Origin of the sequence: Sulfurimonas sp. CVO (assembly GCF_009883775.1) — a bacterium.
GTDB classification, from domain to species: domain Bacteria; phylum Campylobacterota; class Campylobacteria; order Campylobacterales; family Sulfurimonadaceae; genus Sulfurimonas; species Sulfurimonas xiamenensis.
In genome coordinates, this window is sequence record NZ_CP033720.1 from 1,828,968 (window position 1) to 1,855,278 (window position 26,311).

The 26,311-nt window shown below is 34.4% G+C and carries 28 protein-coding genes; 2 read left to right on the plus strand and 26 right to left on the minus strand.

Annotated features, from left to right (window positions below; genetic code table 11):
* Positions 1 to 43: 43 nt before the first annotated feature.
* From CVO_RS09335 to CVO_RS09365, 7 genes are all read right to left on the minus strand, one after another.
* On the minus strand, positions 44 to 745 hold the full coding sequence (locus CVO_RS09335) for a succinate dehydrogenase/fumarate reductase iron-sulfur subunit (RefSeq protein ID WP_159571895.1): 702 nt from the start codon (positions 743 to 745) through the stop codon (positions 44 to 46).
* A complete protein-coding gene (locus CVO_RS09340) occupies positions 735 to 2,345 on the minus strand; it encodes an FAD-dependent oxidoreductase (RefSeq protein ID WP_159571898.1) in 1,611 nt (536 codons plus the stop codon). Before CVO_RS09340 ends, CVO_RS09335 begins: the two co-directional genes overlap by 11 nt.
* Before the next feature lie 28 nt (positions 2,346 to 2,373).
* Complete coding sequence (locus CVO_RS09345; protein WP_241690970.1) at positions 2,374 to 2,682, minus strand: YqaA family protein; 309 nt, start codon at positions 2,680 to 2,682, stop codon at positions 2,374 to 2,376.
* Between the two features lie 101 nt (positions 2,683 to 2,783).
* Positions 2,784 to 3,710, minus strand: a complete 927-nt coding sequence (locus CVO_RS09350) for a D-2-hydroxyacid dehydrogenase (protein WP_159571901.1) — start codon at positions 3,708 to 3,710, stop codon at positions 2,784 to 2,786.
* A 10-nt stretch (positions 3,711 to 3,720) separates the two neighbouring features.
* Positions 3,721 to 4,884, minus strand: a complete 1,164-nt coding sequence (purT, locus tag CVO_RS09355; RefSeq protein ID WP_159571904.1) for a formate-dependent phosphoribosylglycinamide formyltransferase — start codon at positions 4,882 to 4,884, stop codon at positions 3,721 to 3,723.
* Between the two features lie 141 nt (positions 4,885 to 5,025).
* A complete protein-coding gene (locus CVO_RS09360; protein ID WP_152298483.1) occupies positions 5,026 to 6,003 on the minus strand; it encodes an argininosuccinate synthase domain-containing protein in 978 nt (325 codons plus the stop codon).
* 37 nt (positions 6,004 to 6,040) lie between these two features.
* Positions 6,041 to 7,294, minus strand: a complete 1,254-nt coding sequence (locus CVO_RS09365) for a DEAD/DEAH box helicase (RefSeq protein WP_159571907.1) — start codon at positions 7,292 to 7,294, stop codon at positions 6,041 to 6,043.
* A 97-nt stretch (positions 7,295 to 7,391) separates the two neighbouring features.
* Between CVO_RS09365 and CVO_RS09370 the strand changes: the two genes are divergently transcribed.
* Positions 7,392 to 8,165: a hypothetical protein gene (locus tag CVO_RS09370; RefSeq protein WP_159571910.1), complete on the plus strand. Its 774-nt coding sequence runs from the start codon at positions 7,392 to 7,394 to the stop codon at positions 8,163 to 8,165.
* 9 nt (positions 8,166 to 8,174) lie between these two features.
* Here CVO_RS09370 and CVO_RS09375 read toward each other — a convergent pair whose 3' ends face one another.
* From CVO_RS09375 to dnaG, 9 genes are all read right to left on the minus strand, one after another.
* Entirely contained in the window at positions 8,175 to 9,842 is a 1,668-nt protein-coding gene (locus CVO_RS09375) for a PAS domain-containing protein (protein WP_159571913.1), read from the minus strand.
* Positions 9,829 to 11,013, minus strand: coding sequence for a sensor histidine kinase (locus CVO_RS09380; RefSeq protein WP_159571916.1), 1,185 nt, complete (start codon positions 11,011 to 11,013; stop codon positions 9,829 to 9,831). The genes CVO_RS09375 and CVO_RS09380 overlap by 14 nt, the downstream gene beginning before the upstream one ends.
* Before the next feature lie 12 nt (positions 11,014 to 11,025).
* Positions 11,026 to 12,066 carry a PDC sensor domain-containing protein gene (locus CVO_RS09385; protein WP_159571919.1) on the minus strand — a complete coding sequence of 347 codons (1,041 nt, stop codon included), beginning with the start codon at positions 12,064 to 12,066 and terminating at the stop codon, positions 11,026 to 11,028.
* Between the two features lie 10 nt (positions 12,067 to 12,076).
* Entirely contained in the window at positions 12,077 to 12,835 is a 759-nt protein-coding gene (locus CVO_RS09390; RefSeq protein ID WP_159571922.1) for a response regulator transcription factor, read from the minus strand.
* A gap of 34 nt (positions 12,836 to 12,869) precedes the next feature.
* Positions 12,870 to 13,055: a hypothetical protein gene (locus tag CVO_RS09395; RefSeq protein ID WP_159571925.1), complete on the minus strand. Its 186-nt coding sequence runs from the start codon at positions 13,053 to 13,055 to the stop codon at positions 12,870 to 12,872.
* A complete protein-coding gene (locus tag CVO_RS09400; RefSeq protein ID WP_159571928.1) occupies positions 13,045 to 14,757 on the minus strand; it encodes an EAL domain-containing response regulator in 1,713 nt (570 codons plus the stop codon). Before CVO_RS09400 ends, CVO_RS09395 begins: the two co-directional genes overlap by 11 nt.
* Before the next feature lie 102 nt (positions 14,758 to 14,859).
* Positions 14,860 to 15,201, minus strand: a complete 342-nt coding sequence (locus CVO_RS09405; protein WP_159571931.1) for a CZB domain-containing protein — start codon at positions 15,199 to 15,201, stop codon at positions 14,860 to 14,862.
* 38 nt (positions 15,202 to 15,239) lie between these two features.
* A complete protein-coding gene (locus CVO_RS09410) occupies positions 15,240 to 15,377 on the minus strand; it encodes a hypothetical protein (RefSeq protein WP_159571934.1) in 138 nt (45 codons plus the stop codon).
* A gap of 320 nt (positions 15,378 to 15,697) precedes the next feature.
* Positions 15,698 to 18,481: a DNA primase gene (gene dnaG / locus CVO_RS09925; RefSeq protein WP_349636690.1), complete on the minus strand. Its 2,784-nt coding sequence runs from the start codon at positions 18,479 to 18,481 to the stop codon at positions 15,698 to 15,700.
* A gap of 217 nt (positions 18,482 to 18,698) precedes the next feature.
* Here dnaG and rpsU point away from each other — a divergent pair, with 217 nt between their 5' ends.
* The gene (gene rpsU / locus CVO_RS09425) at positions 18,699 to 18,911 is read left to right on the plus strand and encodes a 30S ribosomal protein S21 (protein WP_021286775.1); all 213 of its coding nucleotides are present in this window, start codon (positions 18,699 to 18,701) and stop codon (positions 18,909 to 18,911) included.
* 571 nt (positions 18,912 to 19,482) lie between these two features.
* Here the strand turns inward: rpsU and CVO_RS09430 are convergent.
* From CVO_RS09430 to CVO_RS09475, 10 genes are all read right to left on the minus strand, one after another.
* Positions 19,483 to 20,166: a hypothetical protein gene (locus CVO_RS09430; protein WP_159571937.1), complete on the minus strand. Its 684-nt coding sequence runs from the start codon at positions 20,164 to 20,166 to the stop codon at positions 19,483 to 19,485.
* Positions 20,144 to 20,581: a hypothetical protein gene (locus tag CVO_RS09435; protein ID WP_159571940.1), complete on the minus strand. Its 438-nt coding sequence runs from the start codon at positions 20,579 to 20,581 to the stop codon at positions 20,144 to 20,146. Before CVO_RS09435 ends, CVO_RS09430 begins: the two co-directional genes overlap by 23 nt.
* Positions 20,578 to 20,868 (minus strand): hypothetical protein, encoded by a 291-nt coding sequence (locus CVO_RS09440; protein ID WP_159571943.1) that lies wholly within the window; start codon positions 20,866 to 20,868, stop codon positions 20,578 to 20,580. The genes CVO_RS09435 and CVO_RS09440 overlap by 4 nt, the downstream gene beginning before the upstream one ends.
* Positions 20,869 to 20,877: 9 nt before the next feature.
* Entirely contained in the window at positions 20,878 to 21,132 is a 255-nt protein-coding gene (locus CVO_RS09445) for a helix-turn-helix domain-containing protein (protein ID WP_159571946.1), read from the minus strand.
* Positions 21,133 to 21,345: 213 nt separating this feature from the next.
* A complete protein-coding gene (locus CVO_RS09450) occupies positions 21,346 to 22,251 on the minus strand; it encodes a hypothetical protein (RefSeq protein ID WP_159571949.1) in 906 nt (301 codons plus the stop codon).
* Complete coding sequence (locus CVO_RS09455) at positions 22,248 to 23,345, minus strand: tyrosine-type recombinase/integrase (RefSeq protein ID WP_159571952.1); 1,098 nt, start codon at positions 23,343 to 23,345, stop codon at positions 22,248 to 22,250. The genes CVO_RS09450 and CVO_RS09455 overlap by 4 nt, the downstream gene beginning before the upstream one ends.
* 232 nt (positions 23,346 to 23,577) lie before the next feature.
* Positions 23,578 to 24,675: a deoxyguanosinetriphosphate triphosphohydrolase family protein gene (locus CVO_RS09460; protein ID WP_159571957.1), complete on the minus strand. Its 1,098-nt coding sequence runs from the start codon at positions 24,673 to 24,675 to the stop codon at positions 23,578 to 23,580.
* A complete protein-coding gene (locus CVO_RS09465) occupies positions 24,676 to 25,233 on the minus strand; it encodes a PhnA domain-containing protein (protein WP_159571960.1) in 558 nt (185 codons plus the stop codon).
* Entirely contained in the window at positions 25,234 to 25,458 is a 225-nt protein-coding gene (locus CVO_RS09470; protein ID WP_152298473.1) for a hypothetical protein, read from the minus strand.
* 4 nt (positions 25,459 to 25,462) lie between these two features.
* On the minus strand, positions 25,463 to 26,296 hold the full coding sequence (locus CVO_RS09475) for an FAD-dependent thymidylate synthase (RefSeq protein ID WP_152298472.1): 834 nt from the start codon (positions 26,294 to 26,296) through the stop codon (positions 25,463 to 25,465).
* Positions 26,297 to 26,311: the final 15 nt, after the last annotated feature.

Here is a 26,311-nt window from a genome sequence, read left to right on the forward strand (position 1 = left end):
AACAAATAGTTTTTATTATATAACAAAAAATGTCTTAAACAACTTAAAAACTGGGGCTCCCATCAAATCCGAATCCCCCACCAAAATTGCCAAAATTTGGATCCATATAACCTAACATTGCACTTTTTGCTCTTAGTTTTTCTATATCTGCCTTGCTTGAAATTCCCTGTGGACAGACAAGCGTACACTCATTGCATAGAGTACAATCCCAAACTCCATTTGTTTGAATGAAATCAATTTTTTCTTGTGCATCTGTTTCTCTTTTATCACTAACATATCTCCAAACTCTTGTTAGCGTAAAGGGTCCTAAAAATTCACTATTTACTGCATATACCGGACAAGCACTATAGCACGAACCGCACAGTATACAATTGCTCTGAAGTTCGTTTAATTTTTGCTCTTCATATGAAAGCGAAACATTTTCCGTACATGTACTTTGCCACGCCTTTGCTTTTGTATTAAAACTGTAAGCTTTATCCATATTTACAACTAAATCACGGACAACTTCACTATTTTTCAAAGGTTCGATCAAATCCCCCTCTTGGACATGATATGCACATGCCAAAACCTCTTTGCCGTTTACTCTCACAGCACAGCTTCCGCAAACGCTGCTTCGACATCCGCTGTTATATGCAAGGGTGGGATCGATTTTTGTTTTTATCTCATTAAGCACTTCCAAAAGTGTTCTGTTTTGCATCTGCACTTCATACTCTACTACAGTATCTCTTTTAATATTAATTTTCATCTTTTACAACTCCATCCCTGTCTATTATAGTATGCGATGTAAATTTTTCATCTCTATTTGGAGCATCAACTCTAAAATGAGCTCCTCTGCTTTCAGCTCTATAAAGTGCGGAAATTAAGATAGTTTCACTGAGTTCGAGCATATTTTTAAACTCTAAAAACTCTAAAAGATTTGTGTTATATACCTTTGTTTTATCATTTACGCCCATTTGCGATATACTGTTTTTCATCTCTTTTACTTTTTCTAAAGCACTCTGCAAAGCAGATTTCTCTCTCTTTATTCCCACATTTTTATAAAACAGCTCTCCAAGCTTCGCATACTCTTCATAAAAACTTATCTTATTTGGAAGTTTTTTTATCTCTGCTATTTGATTTTCAAAAAAAGTTTTTTGCTCTGCAGCATCTATTTTATTATCAAAATTTTGAGCATAATCTGCAGCATTTTTTCCAGCCTGTTTACCAAATACCACCAACTCTAAAAGAGAGTTGCCGCCAAGTCTGTTTGCTCCATGAACTTGATGATTTGCACACTCTCCTACTGCAAAAAGTCCATTTATGAATGTAGATGAATTTGCATCAACTTCTATACCGCCCATAGTATAATGCGCCGCAGGCTTAATAGGCAGCAGATCAGTCGCAGGATCGGCATTTTCATACAATTTTGCCAATTTTGACTCTTGAGGCAGCTCTTTTTCTATAAACTCTGCTCCCAAATGGCGAATATCAAGATAAATATCTTCGCCTTTGTCCATCTCATCATCAATAGCTTTTGAGACCTCATCACGAGGAGCCAACTCATTAACAAACCGCTCTCCTTTAGAGTTCAAAAGATATCCGCCCGCACCTCTTGCGCTTTCAGATATAAGTATAGATGACTCTTTAAGAGCTGTTGGGTGAAATTGCACAAACTCCATATCACTTACTCGCGCTCCGGCTCTTAGAGCAGCAGCCACTCCATCACCAGTTGATGCAACAGAGTTTGTAGAATATTTATGAAAAACCCTGCTGTATCCGCCGGTAGCAACTATTATGCTCGGAGCCTCATATATCTCTACTTCACCGCTTCTTTTGTTTAAAACACTCACGCCACAAACATAACTTCTGTTATTTTTGTCCGCAGCTGTTATAAACTCAAGCAAATGTCGTTCATTTAAAATCTCAATTCCCTCAGCCAGACATCTGTCATAAAGTGTATGAAGAATTTTAAGTCCTGTATAATCTTGCGCATAGCAAGCTCGTGCAGCATAAGTGCCCCCCAATTTTCTCTGGGCAATTTTTGACTTGCTGTCTCTGCTAAAAGGCACACCGATACCATCAAGCCACTTGATCGCATTTGGCGCTTCTTGACACATATATCTTACAGCTTGCTCATTTGCCAAGCCTTTTGCGGATTTAAGTGTATTTTGGACATGTGTCTCTATGCTGTCATCCTCTTGTTCGGATAAAACTGCATTGATACCGCCTTGAGCCATGCAGGTTTGACTTCTTGTCGGATACTCTTTTGTTATAACTATAACATCGGCTCCGCTCTCTTTAGCACTAAGTGCAGCAACAAGCCCTGCACCGCCGCCTCCTACTACAATCACACTATTTTTACTCATTATCTTCTCTGCTTTATCTTTTTTTTGATTATACCATAAGGGCTAATGCAAAATATCTTGCAATCCTCAAGATTCCGGCAATTATAACAAACCAAACAAACTTAAGTCTAAGCACTCCCGCAACTAATGTTATGGGATCTCCAATAATTGGCAGCCATGAAAAAATCAATGCATAATAACCGTAATTATGTCCAAAAAGATATGCTTTTGTTCCGGTTTTTGATGCAAGAAGCTTTGTTTTTGTCTTCTCATAGAGCCAAAAACCTAAAAAATAATTTACGATAATAGCAAGAATATTGCCGCTTGAAGCAAATAGAAGTGCGTTTATTTTTGGCATACCCTCAGTTAAAGCCGCAACAAATGCTACTTCTGAACTAAATGGAAAAATTGTTGCTGCTAAAAAAGCAGATAAAAAAAGGGCAAGTTCTGCGATAGTGCCTACTTTAGAAATGTTTTTATATTTTCAATAACACCGGCTATCAGCAACTCTCTTGCTTCAATACTTGTCCATGCAATATGGGGTGTTATATAGAGATTTTCTTGATTTTTCACATTAAGCAAGGGATGATTTTGCTTCATTGGCTCCTTGCTTAAAACATCCAATCCAAAAGAGATGTTTTTTTTATCAATTATCTCTGCAACCGCATCCTCATCGATGATTCCGCCGCGTCCTAGATTTAAAACGACAACTCCATCTTTGCATATTAACAACTGTTCATATCCCAGTAAATTGAGTGTTTTTTCATTTAAAGGCGCATGAATGGAAATAATATCAGATGTTTGTAAAAGCTCTTCCAACTCCACTCGGTTAAACTCATTTGAGCTGTTTTGAGCGCTTGTTGAAAAGTAAGATACCTCTGCGCCAAAAGCTCTTGCCACTCTTGCGACTCCGCGGCCAATTTCACCAAGTCCAATAATTCCCCACTTTTTATTTTTTATCTCAAAGAAAGGTTTTGATACATCGGTAAAGATAGGACTTTTTGCATATTCGCCGGATTTTACGCACTCATCATAATATTTTGAGTGGCCTATAAGATAAAAGAGCATAGAAAATGTATGCTGAATAACCGAATCCGTTGAGTAGCCTGAAACATTTTTAACCTCGATGCCTCTTTCTTTTGCAGCTTTTAAATCTACATTGTTCATCCCGGTTGCGGCAACACAAATAAGTTTGATTGTAGGCGTATTTTGCATATGTTCATCAGTTATAACAACTTTGTTTGTTACTATAATATCCGCGTTTGTTATACGCTCCTGCGTCTGCTCTGCAGAAGTGGTCTTAAAAATCTCCACATCGCCAAGTTCAAAAAAAGCGCTTAAATCAGTATCCCCAAAAGTCAGAGTGTCAAGTAAAACTATTTTCATTTTTCTAAAACTACGCGTCTTTGATCTTTGTAATCAGATCTCTTGCTTTTTTAAGTGCATCTTCTGCCTTATCAAACACAAGCGCTACCGCAAGGCGTCTTCCTTTATGAGCTTCTGGCTTTGAAAAGACTCTGACAAAACTATCTTCGCTAAAGAGAGATTCGTCAACATCCACCGCAGGAGCATAGCTATGAATACCGGATTTAAATGCTGCTGAAGCGCCCTCGCCGTAAAATGTAAAGCCCAAAGGAAGTCCCAAAACAGCTCTTAAGTGAAGAGCGAACTCACTCTGAGACTGTGTAATAAGTGTTACCATCCCAGTATCATGCGGACGCGGGGAAACTTCAGAAAAATAGACCTCATCACCTTTGATAAAAAGTTCAACGCCAAAAAGACCGCGACCGCCAAGACCATCTGTGATTTTTTTAGCAATCTCTTGTGAGCGCTCTTTTGCAAGCGGACTCATCTGCATAGGCTGCCATGAGAAAACATAATCACCGTCCTTTTGTTCATGACCGATAGGCTCACAAAAAACTGTCTCTTTGCCGTTTCTGGCCGTGAGCATTGTTATCTCATAATCAAAATCAACAAATGCTTCGACAATCAATTCGCTTGAATCACCGCGCGCCTCTTTTGCGATCTCCCATGAAGCGTCAATATCATCTGCGCTTTTTGCGATACTTTGACCATGTCCGGAGCTGCTCATAACAGGTTTGATAACACATGGAAAACCCATGCGCTCTGCGGCTTCTTTTAAACCCTCTTTTGTTGTAACAAACTTGTAAGGACCTGTTTTTAAGCCTAAAACTTCAGCTGCAAATGTACGAATATTTTTTCTATTCATTGTTTTACTTACAGCACTTGCATTTGGAATAACATTGTACCCCTTATCCTCCGCTGCAAAAAGAGCATCTATGCTAATGGCCTCTATCTCAGGAAGTATATAATCCGGCTTCTCACGATGGATAATCTCTAAAACAGCATCTTTGTCTTGCATATTTACAACATATGCACGATGTGCGACATGGTGTGCCGGCGCATTTTGATATCTATCAACTGCAATAACTTCAAGACCAAGTCTTTGTGCTTCGATGGCAACTTCTTTACCAAGTTCGCCCGAACCTAAAAGCATGATTTTTTTTGAGTTTGATTTTAGCGGAGCACTAAATTGCATGAAAATTCCTTATCTGATAATAAAATTTCTCACTCAAGTAAAGTGAAAAAATTTGGAGTAGTGAAAAAATCTAATATATGATTATATCAAAATTGGTTAAAAGTTTATCTAAATAAACTCTCTAAAAATATATTAAAATTTCTACATTATGGTGTAAGGTTTTATCTCTTCTCTAGAATCAAAAGGGAGAGCTTGAAGCTCTTCATTATCAAATGCCAAAGTATAAACTTTGTCCTCTTTTGTTTTACAATATGTAAGAATTATCTTTGCCGCAAGCTCTTTATCTGCTCTACTTGCGCTTTTACTTAAAAGAGAGTGCGGTCCAGGCAAACCAAGAGTTTTGATATGATAATATTTGTCATTAACTATATTTTGCAGATGTTCATTCTCATCTTTGTTTCTTCCGACAACAAGTTTAGCTCCATCAGGAAGTCTTAGATGACGCCCAAATTTCATAACAGGTATATCTTTTACTTCAAATATATCATATTTTATAAAATCAAACATCTTTTTTGCAAAATTCTCATCAGTAAGAAGACATCCTCCGCCTGGACTCTCAAAATCTTCAAGACCTATCTCTTTTACAAGTTCAAGCTGTCTGTCACGGCTTCTTCCCGTAATGCCTTCAAGTTTTTCTCTATTTACCCAACCCTCTATTTCTGCAATTGTCGGATCAAGCGCTTTCGCAGATAGAGGACGAAGAAGCAAGCCGTCACAGCTACTCTCATTTAAAACTGTTTTTAAAGCATCTTTGTTTTGGCTCATTGGTCGCTGTCCCAAAACCTCACCGCTGATTAAGAAGGAAGCACCTTCTGCTTCCATAACTCTTTTTGCAACAGTGAACATCTTTGCATGACAATCTATGCAGGGATTGAAATTTTTTCCATATCCATGCTTAGGATCAAAAAGAACATCTTGCAAAAACTCACTCTCAATATCTATAATTTTGAGTTCTGCGCCTACCTGTTCACACATTCTTTGCATATGTTCAAGTCTGTCTTTGGTACTTCCAAAACCTGTATTAATATTTAGGGCCAAAACATCTATGCCTTGGTCTATTATAAGTTTCATTGCTAAAGTTGAATCTAATCCACCGCTAAATAGTGCGATTGCTTTCATCTTCTTCCTTGTAAAATTGATAATTTAAAATATATAATTATATACTATTTCTGTTTTTTCTTCCAGATGGCTTTTGAGCCGGCTTGTTATTAGATCTGCTTCTTGCGCTTGAGTTTCTTGTGTTACCTTTATTGATAGGTTGTGCTTTTATGGAAGGGTCTGGTTTAAAATCTTTTAACCACACTTTTTGAATATCATTTTTGATAAGTTTTTCTATACTTGCAAGATACTCATGCTCATCTATACAAACAAGAGATATAGCCTCTCCTTCATTTCCTGCGCGTCCTGTTCGCCCAATTCTGTGAACATAATCTTCAGAAACATTTGGAAGCTCATAGTTTATTACATGAGGAAGCTGATCTATATCTATTCCTCTAGCTGCAATATCCGTTGCAACCAAAACCCTCACTTCACCCTTTTTAAAATCAGCAAGCGCTTTTGTTCTGGCATTTTGACTCTTGTTTCCATGAATGGCAACGGCGCTTATACCATCCTTTTCAAGCTGCCCCGATAAACGGTTTGCTCCATGTTTTGTTCTTGTAAAAACAAGAACCTGCTTCCATTTGCCCTCTTTTATAAGGTGTGTTAAAAGTTCGCGCTTACGAACCTGATCAACAGGATAAACACTCTGTTTTATAGCTTGACCTGTTATATTTCTGCGTGCTACTTCTATAAGAGCAGGTGTTTTCAGCAGTTTGTCTGAGAGTTTTTTAATTTCATCAGAGTATGTAGCCGAAAAAAGCAGTGTCTGTTTTTGTTTTGGAAGAATTGCCAATATTTTTTTAATATCATTGATAAAACCCATATCAAGCATTCTGTCTGCTTCATCCAAAATAAGAAACTCAACATCTCTTAAATCTATATTTTTTTGAGAGATATGATCTAAAAGCCTGCCCGGCGTAGCCACAACAATATCAACACCTTTTTTAAGCTTTATTAATTGAGGATTGATTTTCACTCCTCCAAAAATCACTGCAGATTTAAAAGGGAGGTATTTTCCATACACTTCAACACTCTCGCCGACTTGCGCAGCCAACTCTCTTGTTGGAGTTAAAATAAGTGCTCTTATTTTCTGTTTTGTTTTTATTGGTTTTGTTTTATTTAAGAGCTCAAGAAGCGGAAGGGTAAAACCTGCTGTTTTGCCTGTTCCGGTCTGAGCTCCGGCTAAAATATCTCTGCCGTTTAAAATAACGGGTATTGCCTCTTTTTGAATAGGTGTCGGCTCGCTATAGCCTTGTTCTTTAATAGCTTTTAATATAGGAGCTGATAAACCTAGTGTGTTAAATGACATCTTTATCCTGATTGTAATATTTATACATAATAGCATAATTTATGCTAATATAAGATATAATTTAAAATATATTTAAAACCCTCAGTTAGGACCGCATATGCCAAGCAGCCAAATTACTATTAAACACAACAAACATCGCGTTCATCCATGTCCTAACAATAAAAAGCTTTTATTGCTTCAATCTCTTGTAGAACAAAACAGTAATCTCGACATTATTGTAGCTACAGCGCAGGAGAACATTTTTATAAAAGAGGCAATAAAAGCTGATAATGTTAAAGTTTTTAACGATAGCGAACTAGCAGAATTGCCAGAGCTAAAATGTGAGCTTCTTATTAGTTACGATCTGCCGTCTGATCCGGTTATATACATCTCTAGATTGGTTAAAACAACGCAAAACGCGCTTATTTTACTAGACATCAGTGAACAAAAAGAGCTATATCCAATAGAGACACTTCTAAAAAGAGTTATCAAACAGGAGATAATTACAGGCTTTGAATATGAACCTGTACAAAAAGAAAAAAAAGAGCAAAAATCTTTTGACAAACCTAAATACGATAAAATTAAAAAAGAGGCTAAAAAGTCTGAGTATAAACCTTTTGAAAAATCTAAATATGAGAAACCAAAGAAAAATAGTGAAAAATCTCAAAACAAAGATTATGAGAAACCAAAATATGATAAATCTAAAAAAGATGACAAAAAAACAAATAAATATTTAGGCAAAGATGAAAACGGCAAAGCGATATTTTCAGGCAAAAGCGGAGAAAGAAACCATAGTTATGACGGAACTCCAAAAAATAAATATAATGAGCCAAAAAAAGTTGGAAGAAAAATATCTATAAAAGCCCGCAAATCTAAAGAAATGCCTGAATAAATACTATTCTTAAAACTCAAATCTTATAAGAAATTCGGCACCACCGCCTTGTATATTTTGAGCTTTTATAGTTCCACCGCAGCGTTGCTCTACTATGGTTTTTGACATATATAATCCAAGTCCGGTTCCATTTTTCTCATCTTTCGTCGTAAAATATGGTTCAAATATTTTATCAAGAAGTTCTTTTTTTATACCATGCCCGTTGTCTTTTATGCTGACATATATACCGCTTTCATCCTCACGACTCATTATTGTTATGGTTGGATTTTTTACATCAGAATAAAGCAGTGAATCATAAGCATTTTTTAATATATTCAAAAAAACCTGCATCATTTCATTTTTATATATACTTATGGGAGTTGTATCTTTCAGACTCTTTACCACTTCTATATTACAATTTTTTATGGTGGCGTATATAATAGAGAGTGCAGACTCAACGGACTCTTTTATAGTAATATGCTCTTTTAATTTATTTGGCGTGAAAAAGCTTCTAAAGTCATCTATGGTTTGTGAGAGATGAGCTACCTGTTTTTTTATCATCTTTAAATTATCTTGCATCTCCTCCTCACTATTTTCTCCAAGAAGCATACTCATAAGCATACTGTCGGCGCTAAGCGAGATAACAGATAAAGGCTGTCTCCACTGATGTGCTATCATACCTATCATCTCACCCATCGCAGCTTGTCTTACATGTTTTAAAAGTATGCTTTCTTGTTCTTGCCTATTTTTTATCTCATCTCTTAAACGCTCTTCTAGCTGCGCATTTGTATTTTTTAACTTCATCTGAGAACTTATAGTCATCTCTAATTTGGAAACAAGCTCCATATTTCCGCTAAGTAGTTGTTCTTCCAACTCTTTTCTTTTTGTTATATCGGTATGAAAACCCGTAACTCTTAAAGGTTTTCCTTGAGTGTCAAAAATTGCCTTGCCTCTATCTAGTATCCATTTATAGCTGCCCTCTTTTGTGCGGAGTCTATGTTCTGATATATAGTAGTCGCTTTTTTGTTCTAAGTGCATTTTCAGCATCTGCATAACTTCGGGCATATCTTCGGGGTGGACCCTGTTTGACCACTCCTCTAGAGTGTTTGATATCTCATGAACTTCATATCCTAGCATCTGCTTCCACTTTGGCGAATAGTAAACCTTATTTGTCAGAGGATCCCAGTCCCAAAGACCATCTTCAATAGCATCCACAGCTATACCGCTTAGCATATTTGAGATATCTATGTTTGAGCGGTAGTGTCTAAGTCCCGTTGTTACCAAAACAAGCAATTCGTCATGTCTAAAGGGTTTATGAAGGTAGTAGACGTTTTTCTCAAGCCTGCCTAGTACCTCATCAACAGAGAAGTCTGCATATGCAGTTACTATTATGATGTTCATATTCTCATCAATCTCTCTAGCTTTTTTTGCAACTTCTAGTCCATGCATCTTCGGCAGACGCATATCTATTATAGAGACTGCGACTCTCTCGTCTTTATCATAGGAACTCTTTAACTCGCTTAGGTACTCGCCGGGGGTTTCAAAAACATAAAGCTCAAACTCCTCCTTATTCTCTTTTTTTGGTTCTAGAGAATCAAAAAAATTTTTAGCTTTATCATTTTTTGGTTTTAAAATATTTTTATACAACTCCAATATACCCGCTTCATCATCAAGGGCAAATATCTTATATTTTTTCATCTATTAGTATCTCCATATTGACTGTTACACCATCTTCATGATCGTTGTTTTTCATAGTTATACTTCCCCCAATGCTGTTTAAAAAATTATTTAACGCATGCAGTCCAAAGCCATTGCCGCCTTTTTTTGTAGTATATCCGAAACTAAATATCTTTTCTATATTTTCCTCATCAACTCCTGCACCGTTATCTTTTATCTGTATAACTGCCTTTTTGTCCTCTTTTTTTAGAGTTATATTTATCTTGCCCTCGCCTCTTTGCTTAAATAATAAGATAGACTCTATAGCATTTTTTAACACATTTGCCACTCCACTTTGAAGTCTGTACTTCATACTTCGCAAAACTATATCCCCATCGCCTGCAAATTCTACAGATATTCCATTTCTAAGGCACTCTAAGCGGTAATCTTCTATAATATTTTCAAGCATCTCATTTAGCGAAAAACTATATATATAGCTCTCTTTTATCTCTCTATTCGCAAATCTGTCCTGCTGATGCCTTATCATCTCTGTTGCATGATTTTTAACTCTCTGGATTCCATTTGATATGTCTACTATTTGAGCGGTTGTCTCTTCGCTTAGAATATCATTGAATTCTTCTAAAAACAATATAAGAGCATTTTTTTCCTCACTTTTTGCCTGTGAGTTTTGCATCATCTCTATTGCTCGCTTAAAGCCTAGTTCACTTTTTTGGAGTGAGGTGACAACACTTTGAAGCATCAAAAGTTTTGCATCTAGAACAGCTAAAGAGTTTCCTACATTATGCAAATAACCTCCGGTACTCTCTATAAGTCCCTCTTTATAGGCTGCACATGCTTCCTTCTCCTTTAGCTTTTCACGCATCTGAGATTCTATGTAGGCATTTGTCCTATTTTCCAACTCGCTGCTTAACATGTTAAAGTTCTCAGCAAGTTTGGCAATTTCTGCAATATTGCTCGTATCTTTTAAAAGTGTATTTGGTCTTATGCCTAGATTGTCCGTAAGCTCTGAAAGCTCATTTATAGGTTTTGATATATGCTTTGCAACTATTTTTGACTTTCTCATCAAAAATATAAAAAACATAATATAAAAAAACACCATAAGTGCAATAACCACATAACCTATATTCTGTGCCTGCGCCTTAAACTCTTTTATCGGTTTATATATAACAGACTCATCAACAACTACTATCATCCGCCAATTCGTCTAAGGTATGCTCTCTTGAGAGAAAATATAATTTGCACCCTTTATGCTAAATGTCTTTATAGGCGTTTTGTTCTCAAAAAAACTCTTTATACCATTTGAGTTTTTAAGCAGATTAAACTCCTTTGGCTTCTCTATAGTTGTTTGGATGCTGCCTGTATATGTATGCTCTTTTAGCTCTTTAAGCGAAAGAAGATTCTCTATATTCTTTGGCATCGCTATAATCGTTCCCTCTTCATCAACCAAAAAAGCGCTTCCGTTCCACGGTATTTTAAGTGTGAGGACATTTTTGATAAGCGAATCTATGGTAACATCAAGTCCGCTGACCCCCTCTAATAAGTCACCGCTGTATATAGGAACTATATGTGATATCATCCACCCCTGGCCCGCAGGGTCAAGATATGCACTAGTCCAGACACTTTTTCTACTGGGATTATGTCTGTCATCTGCGAGATAGTAGAAGTTATATGTAGTGGCATCAAGATCTGAGCCATACTGAGACGGAGCATCGCTCATAAACGGATAAAGTCTGTTTAGTTTGTCATAAGTGTTTATATAGGCCTGAGTGATTACGGGGTTTGTATCAACTATCGACTTCATCAAAGGATCTATAGATTCGCTGCATTTTACCTTTTGCATCTTAGATGGCGTTGCTTCAAAATGTTTGGGAGCGTATATAGATGAACCGCCATTGTCTTTTAGTTTATAAAGAGCGCCATTTTGATGCCGTGCAAATTCCGCTTCCCCATTTGGCAGCCTACACTCTTTGGAGGCAAAGAACATCTCATGATCCTGTCTCATTATCGCCATATCTCTGCTGACTTCCGTAAAAATCATATCGATAACCCCCGCCTCTCTATAGGCTATCTCACTAAGCGCGCTTCTTGCTTCATCAAGAAGTATCTCCTGGGATTTTTGAGATATAAAGTATGTTACTCCAAAGTAGAGCACAAGCAGTACTGCTTCTATGGCAAACACAGGCACCAAAGCGCTTGATAGATAACTCTTATATATAAGCGATTTAAGTGAAACGATATTTTTCATATATTATTTCCTAAATGTTCTTTACCAATTTGTATCCCAAAGAGTATATATTTTTTAGCTCTACGCCATCAAGTTTTTTTCTAAGTCTGTAAAATATCTTTCTCAAATTTACTTCATCTAAGTCCACTTTTTCTTGCCATAGGTATTCAAGTATTTGAGATTTTGATACAGCAATGTTCATATTTGTTATTAGACACTCAAATATAAGCCGCTCTTGATGCGTAAGAGACACCTTTTTGTTATCTATGTAGAGTTCTCTTTCTTTTCGTATATATACTATATCTTTGGCTATAACTACTATATTGCCAAGACTTTTTTCTTCATATACTCTTTTGCATGTAATTATTAGTTCTTCAAAAAGTTCATCCAAAGAGATAGGCTTAGAGACAAATCTCTCAACTCCTATATTTACAAAATCCAGTAAAAACGATACCTCTTGATGCGCTGAAAATATAATAATAGACTGATTTTTATCTATAGCTTTTATCTCTTTGGCAAGTTCTACGCCGTTTAACATCGGCATAACTATATCGCTAAATACTATGTCAAAACTCTCTTTGTTTGCCTTTTTCTGCTTATATATCTCTAATGCTTCTGCACCATTAACAGCAACTTCGACACTGCTAAAGAGAGTTGTAAATATCTTAGACAGACTTCTTAGCAGGTCTAAATAATCTTCTACTATGAGCACATTCATATTTTGAGTGTATTTTTTAAGTTCTATAATGCGAAGCCTATATTTGCTTATATCAAAATCAAAATCTTGCAAAATCAAATCCTTTGTGACAGCAAATAAGTAATAATTATATCATGTATAATATTATCTCATTATTTTTTACGATTTCATCTACACTTGAACTACTATCAACAGCACCTTTTGTTACATTAAGATTATAATTAAGAGGATTTGCAGGACTGTAGGTGTATTTTCTGCCGAAACTATCCAGCCGCTTTAGCAAATCTTTTGAGATTTCTCTCTCACACAGCATTAAATATCTCAGATATATCTTTTTGAGGATATCCGATGAAGTATCCCTGCATACCGTCAACTCCCATATTTTGCAGCTTATCATATAGCTCTTTTGAGCTTATATGCTCTGCTATTACTTCAACTTCAAGTTTATGGGCAAAATCTATTATAGTTTGTACAAACAGAGATATTTTTTTGTTTAAAAGTACTTTTGATATTAAAGAGCCGTCTAACTTTATATAGTCCGGCTCCAAGCTAAACAAATAGGCAAAATTAGAATATCCGCTGCCAAAGTCATCTATAGCTATTTTGACGCCCATTGACTTGAACTCATCTATAAATGCTTTTACGGATTCTAGATTTTCCAGTTTTTCTGTCTCTACTATCTCAAAGATAAGTCTCTCGGCAAGATTATGCTCTATGATTTTGTTTTTAAGTTTTTCAAGTATCGCAGAATTGTTGATATCTGCGTATGAGAAGTTTATTGAGAGAGAGTACTCTTTGTTTATCATCTCATTAAGTGCGTCAAATATTACCATGCGAGATATCTCGTTGTAAAAGCTGTGTCTTTTTGCTATCTCTAAAAATTGAGCAGGCTGGAGATATTCATCTGGATTTATCGGGTTTTTGATCCTCATAAGGACCTCATATTTCAAAGAACTCTCTTTTGTCATGATAGGCTGATAGAAAGGTGTGACTAGATGATCTTTTATGCTTTGATGCAAAAGATTTTTTATGTGCATGATATTTTTCATATTTTTGCTGTTATCCGGCACATCTTTGTAAAAAGCGTACTTTAGACCATTTTTCTTTGCATATGCAAGTGTTTGATGAAGTGACTCCAGCACTTTTTGGCTGTTATTTGAGATTATTGATACAGTAACATTAATAAAGATATCATGTATCCCCATTGCGCTAAATCTTCTTTCTTCAAGGGAAGAGTATATCTCTTTGACATCACCTATCATCTTTTTGCACTCGCCTGTAGGTTCATTTTTCACAAGTACAAATTCATCGCTTTGCAGTTTAAATGCCATATAACCTAGTTTTTGGGATTTTTCTTTTATAAATTCGGCTACCTGATAGAGTATTTTGTTTCCATGAGAGAATGAGTAGTAATCGTTTATAAGCTTGAAATCATTTATATTTATCAAAACAGCAGATATTACCTTCTGCTCTTTTACATACTCTATAAGATACTTGTAATTGTACAAACCTGTAAGAATATCTATATGCCGGTTTTCATTTTCTGAAGCAGTAGAATCTATAAACTGCTGTTTCATCTCCTCAAAATGGTACACCTCTATCTTTTTGGAGTATATATTTTTCATGATAGTATATATTTTTTCAAGCATTATATCTATGTCTACGGGTTTTATCAAAAAACCTGCAATCCCCATATTTATAAGCTCCAAAAGTTTATCATTCTCTTTATAAGCTGAGACTATGATTATCTGCTGATCCGGATCTGTTTGCAGTATCTCTTTTGAGAGCTCAAGTCCATCCTTTTTTTGCATCTTAAGGTCGGTTATTATAATGTCATACTTATCTGTTTCATACATCAAAAGAGCTTCACTTCCGTCACATGCGATGCTTACTTTGTGAAACAACTTTGAGAGTATCTTTGCTATATGCTCTCGTATATCCTCCTCATCCTCCACTATAAGTACGCTCATAGTGTTTCCAAGCAATCTTATTTCTTTTAAAAATTCTACATTCATCCGTTTTATCTAGCCTCTTTTATCATTTGAGTAAGTATTCTAAAGAGCTCTCTATGGAGCGATCTTTTGCTTCTTTAAAAGCGCTTATAATATTTTTAGAGTTCATAACCGCTCCTTTTCTATGTAATTTGGCACGACTCTTACATTGTCATGTATGCTCTTGTGCATAGCGTCCACCTTTTTATACGAAGCGGCCTTACCAAAGAGCTCTTTTACTTCATCTAAATACCATTTGCCAAATCTACAGCTTGTATGATTTTGAAATACAAATGAATGGTTATCTTTAAATGCCGCATCATAGCCCTTTAGCTTAAAAACAACATGATCTAGCTTGGCAAGGTTTATAAACATATCAGTTGAGACCTTTTTGTTGCTCCTTTGAGTATTTTGAGCACTTTGTATAAGAGAATTTAATCCCTGTGTAAAGTTTACAAGTCTATTCATAAAGCTCTCTACTAATTATTCATCTCATAAGAGAACTCCTACATAGCTGAACTGTTTTGTTTAAGCATGTTTATATTTATCTCTAACTCGCTTATATTTTTAATAAGTTCTATAACATTTGTTAGCTCATTTACACTCTGATTCAGAGCATTTGAGTTCTCTATACTGCCTGCCATTTTAATTTGATAAACATACTGTTTAACACTCTTGCTCTCTTATAACCTTAAACATTTGAGAAATATAAAAATTGTTAAAAATATAAGCGAACCTATAAATTCAGCATCATTCATACGCTTCTCTTTGTTAAATTTAAATTTTTTAAAAGTATATATTCTAAAAATGCAAATGTTTTTGCATGACAGCTTCCATTTTTAGAAAAATTTTAAAATTACAAAATTGTACATGTAAAATGTCGCAAAAGTGTCGCAAAAATGAAAAGTTTTTGATTATTTTTTATGGATTGCAGATAGTTTAAAATTTAATAGCAGAAAATTTTCTAGTTTTTAAATGTTACAAGTTCCCCTTTTTTTAATTGTGAAATTTTTCCTCTAAGTTTACGGATATAAAAAGCTTTTTCTTCAAAAGAGATATCTGTTTTCAGATTTATCTTTTTATATTCCCGTTCATAATGTTTTGTTAAAAATGCTATAAGTTCTGATTTTAGTACCTCTTCATTTTTAAATGGAAGTATCTTTTCATCTATCAATATTGCCATAAGAGCAGGCTCATCTACTTTTCCCTGAAGTGCCAAAGCAAACTCAGATGAGTGAAACTGTAAAAGTGAAGGATTTAAAACATCAAGTATCTGATCTATAAATTTCGGATACTCTAAAACTGTTTTTATAAGACTAAGCTCCCACATATCTCTATGACGACTGTTATCACTAACAGATCTGTTAGTGTTTGTTTGATTTGTCAATTTAACAAATGAAGGGTTGATTCCTAATCGTTGTGCTAAGTATGTTTTGTATTTGTCTTGAAGTATAGGAGAGAGGGTTTTAAGATATCCTACCGCTTCTTGCATACAAGCTTCTTTGGCTTTTGGATCAAAAAGATTATATAGTGATAAAATCTCATCTAAAACAAACTCAATAAATGGTTGAGGAGTTCTAAACATATCTGATAGCTCTTCAACTGCACCATTTTTTACCATATCTGCAGGATCTAAGCCTTCTTTAAAAATAACAACGCCGCCGTTAAATCCGCTGGCACTTAAAAGTTTTGATGCTTTGAGTGCAGCTGCTCGTCCTGCTTTATCTCCGTCATATGCCATAATAACTTCCGGCTCTCCCTTTCTCAAAAACGGCAGATGCTCAGGAGTCAGCGCTGTTCCCAAAGTAGCAACTGCATTTGTAAAACCGGCTTGATGAAGCATAATAACATCAAGATATCCTTCTGTTATAATTATCTGTTTTGTTTTGTAAACTGTTTGTTTTGCATGGTGATAAGCATAAAGAAGACGGGATTTATTAAAAATCGGTGTTTCTGGAGAATTTATATACTTTGCCTGATGCCCGGTTATGGTTCTGCCGCCAAAACCGACAATAGTTCCGTTTGCAGAATGAATCGGAAATGTTATGCGCTCTATAAATCTTGCAAAATTTCTTCCGCCGTCATAACCTACAACACCCATCTCTACAGCTTCGCTCATATTGAAAAGTTGAGATTTTATATAGTTTATCGTTGAGTTGGAGTCCGGTGCATATCCAATACCAAATTTTTCAATGCTGCTCTCATAAATGCCTCGCTCTTTTATATAAGAGCGTGCTTGAGGATTTTTAGTAAACAAATATTGATACCACTCATTAATTTTGTCCATAAGCTGTGAGCGAGGTTTATTATTTTTGCTGTCACTGTAAGTAAGAGAAAAATTATATGAAGAAGCAAGTTTTTCTAATGCTTCGGGATAAGAGAGTTTTTCATACTCCATAATAAATTTTATACTGTCACCGCCGGCACCACAATTGCCAACTCCGAAATGGTTCGATAGAAAAGTATGTGTTTTATCTTTAACTGTTATATCATATACTAAATCTTCTTTTCCAATATTTTTTATCTCTTTAACTTTTATAAACAGATATTCTACTCCATCAATATACTCAAAAAAACTCTCTGTTGACTCTCTTTTTTTAAAATATATCTTATAGGATTGTTTATGATTAACACCTTTTTTATCAACGAATGATTTTGAGACCCTACAAGATGGTATCTTACCAAGAGATATTGCTAAGTCAATTATTTCATCTGCAAGAGTTTGGCTTATAGTGTCATAAGTATTTCTAGCATAACATCCATCTCCATCCATTAATCCCATAAACAAAGACTCTTTAAGTTCATCAGATAAAGAATTAAACCAAAATGGATAGTGCTTATTTTTGGCACCTTTACCAAATAACTCTAGAAAAATATATTCTAAATTTGTACTAGATATGGTAACTTCGAGGGAGTTTTTTCTATTTTTTGTATAGAAAAGTTTTGCTTCTTTGTTGAATAATTTTTTTACTATTCTTATTATCTCTTTAGCATACTTTTCTTCAGTAGATGAAATAGAAAATTTTATACCACCTCTATATGTACTACCTTCAGCTACATATAAACCTGCAAGCCACATAAAGTCTCTATCTAGTGTTATTTTTTCTATCCTTTGAACATTTGGTCCAAAATTATTCTTCTCCCAAAAAGATGAAACATCTAAATACTCTTTTGTAACTGTTTGACGATTCTTTGGATATAAAAAGTAATCACCTACTCTTACATCATTAGCAAACTCTCTTTTAATCGTGAAACTATAATTTCTTTTCGTTTTTTTTATTCGTCCATAAAACTTTAGAGGTCTACTTTTCTCTACTCTTAAGTATGGCAGTTCGCTAACTGCATCCTCTTTTTTAATAACCAACATATCATGGTTTTGCGTAAAACAAGATTCTTTTGCACTAAGAGATGTTTTAAAAGCTAGAATATCAAACTCACTTGTATGATACACTCGCTCAATCACTTCTGTTAAAACTCCATTTGCAGCAAAAACTTTATCACCTACCATTACATCCTTTATCTCTTTGTATCCAAGTGTGGTCATTATTTTTTGGTATGGAGGAAGGCAACCAAAACAGTGATATATCTGTTTAGCGGGACTTACTACAAATGAAGCCGTTTTTTCATCATGAAAAGGGCATGGAGCTTTATAGTTGGCACCGGCTTTTCTAAGCTCTATATACGAACCTACAACATCAACAATATCAAGGCGTGCCTTTAGGGCTTCTATAGAATCTTTATCAATCATAAGCGAATTATACTGGATTGTTAGTTAAATTTTAAGAGGTTGAAAAATGTATTACTAAATATCTGTATCAGAGGAATTTTATATTTTTTAATATAAAAATATTTAAATCATATCAATATTTAAAATAAATTTACAAATTTACAAAATAATTTTTAATATAAAATATATTTATGATATAATTCGATTCTAAATTTTTACAGAAAGTGGGTGATGTGATATGCCTGGTATCGTACTACGCAGTGATGATAATTTTGATGCAGCTTACCGTCGTTTCAAAAAGCAGACTGACCGTAACTTAATCGTTACAGAAGCTCGTGCTCGCCGTTTCCATGAAACAGAAACTGAAAAGCGTAAAAAATTCAAAATTGCTTCTCGTAAGAAAATGCTTAAGCGTCTTTATATGATGAGACGCTACGAATCACGCCTCTAAGCTTAAGTTTGCACGGTTTAAAAGCCGTGTTTACGGGCTTTGTTACACTTCTTAAGTTTTCTTTTTTCACTTCATTTCTAACCTATTTATAACCACTAATCAAATTTTCTACTTTTTAACCTTACTTTATCCGATAAAAAAGTACTACCTCATCAGCACCGTATAAAATCATTTTACCCTACAATCTATCACTTAAAATGAGTTCGTGCCTTATAGAGCAGATATAAGCCTTTGGTTAATTATATTTGATTAGTTAATATACTTTAGGTTAATTGGTTAATGCCTTGAAGTACCATTACATAAGCATAAGTTATAACATTTATAACACTTAACTCACTTTTAAAAAAATGATAATTAGAGAGTTTTTGAGCCTTTCAGTATCCGTGATATAAAAAAGCTCTTACAGTACCTATGAGTTTTTTTGTGTGATGTTCGCATCTTGGTAGCTCTGATTAGTGTTATTAACTGCTCTCTTTTTATGCTTGAAATTAGTTTCACTTTCAGCAAAGTTTAAGAAGTGTATTTAAGCCCGTACCGTGTGGAGTTTGCACGGGCTGTTTTGGAAAATTTACTATATGTTACTTATAGAGGATATTTTTGCATCTATTCCACTAAATTTAAATATAGTTTTTTCCATCTTGGATAGAAACTTTTTGTCTACATCCTTGAGCTTCATTCCCTTTGTGAAATAAGCACCCTTGAAGCAAAACTCCACCCGTTCTAATGGTCTGGGTAAGTTCGCCTCTTTTTGTTTATCGTACATCTTTATATCAAGCGTTTGATTAGTTTTTCCCTCGCTCTTTGTCTTCATATAAGTTGTGTTCAATACTGGCTTAACAATATCTCTACACAAACATAATTTTTTTATAATCCGATTAGGAACTTTCACAAAATCAAAACAAACATCTATCCGCTTGATTTCACACTCCATAAACTCTAAGAAGTGAGACTGTAAGAAGTTGTTTAAATCCATTGCTTTATCATCATAGCCTCTAAGCCCTGCAATATCTAAAGTTTGCTTTGTAGGGCTTCTATTGTAGCGTTTGAGTGCAATAGTCAATCCCGTTGAGGTATGGAGTATTTTCGCCTCCATTATGCTTTGTGTGAGAGACTTTTTAAAAGTATCACTCCATAACTTTGGTTCAAATATTCCTATGCCTTTGACTGTTACTATGATATAATCTTCACTTGTAAACATCTTCTCAAAATCCTTACTTCTCAAGCTTATAGAGTCAATTTTTCCGATTATCTTCATAAGCTTTTGAGAGTTCTACATCTTTACTCTCAACAACTTTTAAAAGCCTCTCTCTTACGGCTTCAGCATCTTTTATGCTCTCATCACTTTTGATTATTGCATATATATCACGCTCGTTTTTTGGTCTGTAAGTTAAAAGCGTGTTTGCTTGTAATCCGCTTCTTATAATTCCTATATGATTACTTGGACGGCTTATATGTAAATTTGATGCTAAAGTGATTGTATCAGCTCCATTGATTACAGTTATACCGCTCGGATATTTCAAACTACTATCTTTAAACTTTAAGAGTTCATCTAATATCTTGAGAGTGTCGATATTTGAATCTTTTAAGCTCCACTTTTTAGCCTTTGATTTATTGTAAATAATCTTTGAGGGCTTACCGTTTATGATTACAAATTCGTTATCATTTTTCATAATCGCACCCCGTCAAACTGAATAGTAATAGTGCCTTTGGCTTGATACTCTTTTAAAACTATGTTATGAATAAGCTCTAAATCTACCATATCAAGGCTATTGAGCATTTCAAGCACCTTGAGAGATATTTCATATGCGTGAGCGTCTTCTATGCTCTCATCTTGCATAAGTGCATCACATAACCACACCTTTAAACTCTCTGGGCTTTCGTCTGTGCTGTAACCGCTGTTATAAAAATCTTCCACCGTGAGAGATACTATTCTCTTGATTCGTTTTTCAAGTTTCATAGCACCACCTCAAGCCGTTTGAATATTAGATTCAGTCAAGTATCTAACAATCTCTTGGAGTGGATATACCACCGTGCCGTTTTTAGACTTACTATCAAGCTTTTTATAGCTCGGTCCGATTCCCTGCTCTCTCATTCTGTAAAGTGTCGCTAACGACTTCTTTAAACACTTTGAGGCGTCATTCTGGCTTAACACCGCTCCATACTGTGGTAACATCAAGCTAAAAATATCTTTTTGCTCATCTGTAAGTAATTTATTACTCATAATCTTTTTTCCTTTGTGGATTAAATTATGAGATTGCAACCTCTAAACAAATAAGATATAAACTAAAAAGCTTATCCTTGCAAGTTCTTATTTGTATGATGTAAGTTTATTAAATTAAAATATGCGGTTCAAAGTGAGAAATAATTTTTTTTTGCAATAGAGGGTATGCAAAATTATTTTTTTATTTTTTTATTTTGCAATACTAAGTTTAGTCTAATGGACTAAAGGATTTGGAAAGTCAGAAGTTGAAATTTCTTTTAGTTTATTCTTAAATGTACGATTATCCATTATTGATTTACCCTTATACTTTGCAGTACATAAAGCCCTCGCTATTTCAATATCCTTAAAATCACTAAGTAAAAAATATACAATAAAAAAATTTCTCTCTGTTTTAGTCATTTCGTGTGTGTGCTCTACTATTCTTATTAGTGAATGTCTTAAAGCAGGTGAGTAGTATTTTCCTTGTTCATTTGTTTCTAGTTTTATTGGTTCTTTATTTTTAAAAGATAATGAAATTTTATCCATACCTGTTTTTTCTCTTATTGAATTTACCCATACAACTTCCAAATCATATAAAAAGTCTAATTTGGTATAGTCATATTCTTTATCTTTATAAATTATTTTAGTTAGTTCTCTAGCCTCTTTAATTGTCTCATTTAATATACTGGATAGTTTTCCTTTAATTTCATACGGCTTGATTTTTATTACTTCCGCATTATCTTCTCTCTCTTTATCACTTATCGCTTTTGTTACATTTTGGTTAATAACTTTGAGCGCTTCATTTCTATTATTTTCAATAAGCACTTTATACTCTTCAAATAATGTTGCATATTCACAATAATCACTATTTGGATATTTATTTTCAATATATCTATGAAATGCTTTTTTACTCAATAATCTTGAAATATTTAACTGCAACACATTCTCTACAATACTTTCAAAAGGCTCATCAGTAGCAGTTATTAGTGTAATTATTTCTTCATCTTTAGTATCTAAACATACAATGATTTCAGATGTTTCAAAATAGACTTTACCGTCTAATATTTTAATATTTATTCCTATTTGGCTGCAAAGAATGTAACTCATTTCCATAAAATCATAATCGTACTTATTTTTCATCTATAAAGCCCCTGCACCGCATTTTTTCCATTCTCTGGGCTTAGTTTTGCGTATCTTATAGTCTGTTCTATCTTGGCGTGGTTCATAAGCTCTTTGATTGTAAAAATAGGCACTCCATTGATTGCAAGATGTGAAGCAAAGGTATGTCTAAAAGTATGAATTACTGCTCTATTTTTTGCGTCTTTTGTATCAAGTCCTTTATTGAATAATCTATCTAATAACGGCTTGATTCTATGCTGTATTTGTCTTTGTGTGAGTTTCGTATCGTGTGCATCTTTGAAGCTAACTACAAAATCATTTATGCTTAATCCCTTAAGATATTCGCTAATAGACTCTAAAAACTCGTTTTGTAAATAACCCGTGTAAGTGCTTTTTGTTTTGAGGTTCTTGAGCGTAACCGTTCCACTATCTAAATTAATATCTTTTTTTTGTATATGCAAGATTGTCTCAAAACGACCGCCCGTCTGTAATGATAAATCTACAAAGAGGCTCACTAAAAAATCATCTTTTATAGCTTCTTTGAGTTGTTTGATTTCCGATAAAGATAAATATCGCTCTCGATTGTTATCGACTTTGTATCTCTCTATTTTTATGCAAGGATTTACTATCTCTAAATCATACTTTTTAATGTGATGATTGTATATCGTGCTTATAAGCTCTTTAATGCTGTTTAAGGTCTGGTTTGCCTTACCAGTTGCTTCAACATCTTTTAAAAGTTTCTCTATGGTCTCTTTGCTTATTTTGTGTATATCTTTGTTACCGATTACTTCTTTTATATGAGTGTTGTAACGACTCATTCTGTTTGGAGTGCTTTTTTTATCCTTGAAATATGTTTGAGCTAAATCATCAAAGGTAACTATCTCTTTTTTCTTTTTGGTAGCGATTACGGTTATATCTTCGCCGTGCTTCATTTTAGATAACTGCTCGGCTCTAAGATTAAAAGCATTTATCTCTCTTATGCCCTCTGAATATTTACCAACTTGCACCCATTTTAATTTATTATTATCAGTCTTATCTCTATAATTAAAATAAAATGATTTATCGCCGTCTTCTAAAGTGTTGTAATAGACGCCCGTTTTTTTAGTCTTTATCATTGCAAAAAATCCCTTTATATTTCTAACTCATTTATAACTAAAGAGGTTAGAAATAGACTTTACTTGATTTTACTTGATAATTATTATACTATGTTAAACTCCCTTTGTAAAGGGCTTTGATTGAAGTTTTTATCTACTTTAAGAAACTTGAAAAAAGGCTATGTAGAGACGCTACGAATCACGCCTCTAATATAAGCCTTCGGGCTTATATTTTTTTACTCTTCAACTTTAACTACAATTTCCCGTACATCTCATTATAAAATGACAACGCATGTCTATCGCTCATTGAAGCTATATAATCAGCAATTACTCTATGTTTGTTTTTACTATCTAACTGTGAACGGTAAAACGAAGGCATCATCTTAGGCTCTTCTTTAAGACCATTATAAAGACCTTTAATAGCCTGTTTTCCGGCATACATTTTAATCATAATATCTTTATGTTGATAAAGTTTTGTAAAAAGCAGTTTTTTAAGCTTTTTTATCTCAGATTCAAGTTTTAAATCAAAACCTACAGGGAGCTTAGTTTTGCTTTCAATAGTTGCACAGAGTATTTTAGAGTTATCAACTTTCTCTTTTGAGTACTCAATAAGCGAATAAACCAGATGATTGATAAGATGTGAAACAAAACGATACCTAAATATCTCCTCCTCTTGCTCTAACACACCCTCTTCATTTACTTTATTTAAAATCTCTTGTATCAGCTGGCTCTCTTTGAGATCATCAAATGTAATTAAACCTGAATTTATACCGTCATCTATATCATGAGTCACATAAGCTATCTCATCGGCACGATCAACAACCATCGCTTCTATGCTTGGATGAGTATCTAAATTAAACTGTTCATGAATTATAGGTGGTAAAAAACTTTTTTTATAGGGATAGGAGTGTTTTAAGATTCCCTCCAATGTGGCAAATGTAAGATTTAAACCGTTAAAACCGTTATATCTCTTCTCTAATGAAGATACGACTCTAAAGCTTTGAAAATTATGTTCAAAACCATTTGCATAGCCATCGTTTTTAAGAGACTCATCAAGCGTATCTCCGCCAATATGCCCAAAAGGGGTATGCCCCAAATCATGTGAAAGCGCTATTGCTTCTGCCAATGATTCATTAAGTCCCAAATGGGAGGTAATAGAGCGGGCAATTTGGGAAACCTCTATAGAGTGTGTAAGACGCGTACGAAAAAAATCGCCCTCTTGATTTAAAAAAACCTGTGTTTTATACTCTAATTTTCTAAAGCTGCCGGAGTGAATTATTCTGTCTCTGTCCCTTGCATACGGATTTCTAAAATCATCAATTATTTGATAAAATCTATTTTCGGGTTTCATTTATACTTTTTTCAAAAACTCTGTTTTTAAGTAAATCTTCGTTCCATTCACACGACCCTCTACATGATCAGGTACATCCTGAGGAATTGTAATGTTTTTAACAGTTGTTCCTCTTTTTGCAGTAAAACCTGCACCTTTAACTTCTAAATCCTTGATAATAACAACGCTGTCGCCTGCGTTTAGCACAACACCGTTAGAATCTTTTACAACCGCACTGTTTGATTGACTTTTTAAACCGGCGTCAGCCCAGGCTTTTATATCATCTTCCATATACATCATATCAATCAAATCTTGTCTGCCAAGAGCGTTTAACACTCTATATGACATAACTGCAACAGCAGGAACTTCGCTCCACATACTGTCATTAAGACAATTAAAATGTGTCTCATCCATATTTTCAGGATTTTCTATCTGATCTCTGCAGGTTGAACATACATATATGGATTGTTCTGCACTTCCATCAGAAGGTGCAACTTCTAAAACACTAAGACCTTCACTGCTTCCGCATAACTCACAAACACCGCCGCTTCTAGCCTCTAACTCTTTTTCTACACTCATCTACTCTCCTGAATCTTTTTTAAATTTTAAAACATCTTCATCACTGGATGATTCTGTTTTTGTGTTATCAAACGCTTTTTGCGCCTCTTCTTCATTATAATTTCTACACTTTTCTATTATCTGAGGATCTGCATTGGGCCCAATACTTTCACACATTGCATAATTAAACTCAAAGTAGGAGCAGCCGCTAAATACAAAAGCAGCTATTAAACTAAGTTTCAACATAAAATTAACCTTTTTTAATTATTAGATCTAAATATTTTGATGGTGTTTTTCTCATCATCTCCTGAGCCAGCCATCTTATCTGAAAATAGGCAGCACCACTGTCTCTAAGTGTAAAATAGTTTTTTAAGCTTCTAAGATTAAATGTTACAATCATATCAACTTTTACATTATCACTTATAATATGTTTAAAAGCATCTCCAACATTACGCTTCTTTTTTCCACTCTCAAGCGCTTTAAAAAGTGCATCCGGATTGCCTTTAAACTCTTCTAAAAAAGGCAATGAACTTTTTGCTACAGCAATACTATTGAAATCTTCAAGCATTTTTGATTGATATTTTAATTTCTCATACATAGCATCAATTTCGATTTTGTTATACTCCTCATCACATGTAACAAACATATCAAAACCTAAAACTTTTTTTATAAAAAATTCTCTGTCCTCAGTTGTTTGTGAAGCAACAAAAGCATTTATTACAGAACTCATAGTATAGCGTGTACTTCTAACAGAAATCGCTTGTATACGATGTCTTGCATGTTCTTGAAGTACACCTCTAGAAGTTCCTCTTATCAAAAAACTTAAATTTGCATGCTCTAAAATAGAGTGATGAAAGTATGTCCAAGCCAAATCATTTAATAGACTTGATTCCTCAATCTTATTTATTTTTTGGCATGCAGAACTATCAGGCATATGATTTTCAATATATCTTATAACTTCATTTTCACTATTTTCAAATGAATCATAACAAGTTCTTGCCGCTGCTTCAGCTACGCCTATGCCAGTATCTTGCATTAAAACTACTTCAGGTTTTGAATACTTTATGCCATACATATTTTCCATCATCAATCCTACTTT

What these genes read in the sequence shown, in the direction of transcription:
- CVO_RS09450 (WP_159571949.1), bottom strand. Translation starts at nt 22,251, where the DNA reads ATGAAAAATAAGTACGATTATGATTTTATGGAAATGAGTTACATTCTT.
- CVO_RS09350 (WP_159571901.1), bottom strand. Translation starts at nt 3,710, where the DNA reads ATGAAAATAGTTTTACTTGACACTCTGACTTTTGGGGATACTGATTTA.
- CVO_RS09335 (WP_159571895.1), bottom strand. Translation starts at nt 745, where the DNA reads ATGAAAATTAATATTAAAAGAGATACTGTAGTAGAGTATGAAGTGCAG.
- CVO_RS09410 (WP_159571934.1), bottom strand. Translation starts at nt 15,377, where the DNA reads ATGGCAGGCAGTATAGAGAACTCAAATGCTCTGAATCAGAGTGTAAAT.
- CVO_RS09465 (WP_159571960.1), bottom strand. Translation starts at nt 25,233, where the DNA reads ATGAGTGTAGAAAAAGAGTTAGAGGCTAGAAGCGGCGGTGTTTGTGAG.
- CVO_RS09375 (WP_159571913.1), bottom strand. Translation starts at nt 9,842, where the DNA reads ATGAAAAAATATAAGATATTTGCCCTTGATGATGAAGCGGGTATATTG.
- CVO_RS09360 (WP_152298483.1), bottom strand. Translation starts at nt 6,003, where the DNA reads ATGAAAGCAATCGCACTATTTAGCGGTGGATTAGATTCAACTTTAGCA.
- CVO_RS09445 (WP_159571946.1), bottom strand. Translation starts at nt 21,132, where the DNA reads ATGAGTAATAAATTACTTACAGATGAGCAAAAAGATATTTTTAGCTTG.
- CVO_RS09440 (WP_159571943.1), bottom strand. Translation starts at nt 20,868, where the DNA reads ATGAAACTTGAAAAACGAATCAAGAGAATAGTATCTCTCACGGTGGAA.
- CVO_RS09340 (WP_159571898.1), bottom strand. Translation starts at nt 2,345, where the DNA reads ATGAGTAAAAATAGTGTGATTGTAGTAGGAGGCGGCGGTGCAGGGCTT.
- CVO_RS09470 (WP_152298473.1), bottom strand. Translation starts at nt 25,458, where the DNA reads ATGTTGAAACTTAGTTTAATAGCTGCTTTTGTATTTAGCGGCTGCTCC.
- dnaG (WP_349636690.1), bottom strand. Translation starts at nt 18,481, where the DNA reads ATGATTGATAAAGATTCTATAGAAGCCCTAAAGGCACGCCTTGATATT.
- CVO_RS09460 (WP_159571957.1), bottom strand. Translation starts at nt 24,675, where the DNA reads ATGAAACCCGAAAATAGATTTTATCAAATAATTGATGATTTTAGAAAT.
- CVO_RS09405 (WP_159571931.1), bottom strand. Translation starts at nt 15,201, where the DNA reads ATGAATAGACTTGTAAACTTTACACAGGGATTAAATTCTCTTATACAA.
- CVO_RS09380 (WP_159571916.1), bottom strand. Translation starts at nt 11,013, where the DNA reads ATGATAGTAGTTGTTGATGAGTCTGTTATATATAAACCGATAAAAGAG.
- CVO_RS09395 (WP_159571925.1), bottom strand. Translation starts at nt 13,055, where the DNA reads ATGCTGTGTGAGAGAGAAATCTCAAAAGATTTGCTAAAGCGGCTGGAT.
- CVO_RS09455 (WP_159571952.1), bottom strand. Translation starts at nt 23,345, where the DNA reads ATGATAAAGACTAAAAAAACGGGCGTCTATTACAACACTTTAGAAGAC.
- purT (WP_159571904.1), bottom strand. Translation starts at nt 4,884, where the DNA reads ATGCAATTTAGTGCTCCGCTAAAATCAAACTCAAAAAAAATCATGCTT.
- CVO_RS09400 (WP_159571928.1), bottom strand. Translation starts at nt 14,757, where the DNA reads ATGAATGTAGAATTTTTAAAAGAAATAAGATTGCTTGGAAACACTATG.
- CVO_RS09345 (WP_241690970.1), bottom strand. Translation starts at nt 2,682, where the DNA reads ATGCCAAAAATAAACGCACTTCTATTTGCTTCAAGCGGCAATATTCTT.
- CVO_RS09430 (WP_159571937.1), bottom strand. Translation starts at nt 20,166, where the DNA reads ATGAAGATAATCGGAAAAATTGACTCTATAAGCTTGAGAAGTAAGGAT.
- CVO_RS09365 (WP_159571907.1), bottom strand. Translation starts at nt 7,294, where the DNA reads ATGTCATTTAACACACTAGGTTTATCAGCTCCTATATTAAAAGCTATT.
- CVO_RS09475 (WP_152298472.1), bottom strand. Translation starts at nt 26,296, where the DNA reads ATGGAAAATATGTATGGCATAAAGTATTCAAAACCTGAAGTAGTTTTA.
- rpsU (WP_021286775.1), top strand. Translation starts at nt 18,699, where the DNA reads ATGCCTGGTATCGTACTACGCAGTGATGATAATTTTGATGCAGCTTAC.
- CVO_RS09370 (WP_159571910.1), top strand. Translation starts at nt 7,392, where the DNA reads ATGCCAAGCAGCCAAATTACTATTAAACACAACAAACATCGCGTTCAT.
- CVO_RS09435 (WP_159571940.1), bottom strand. Translation starts at nt 20,581, where the DNA reads ATGAAAAATGATAACGAATTTGTAATCATAAACGGTAAGCCCTCAAAG.
- CVO_RS09385 (WP_159571919.1), bottom strand. Translation starts at nt 12,066, where the DNA reads ATGAAAAATATCGTTTCACTTAAATCGCTTATATATAAGAGTTATCTA.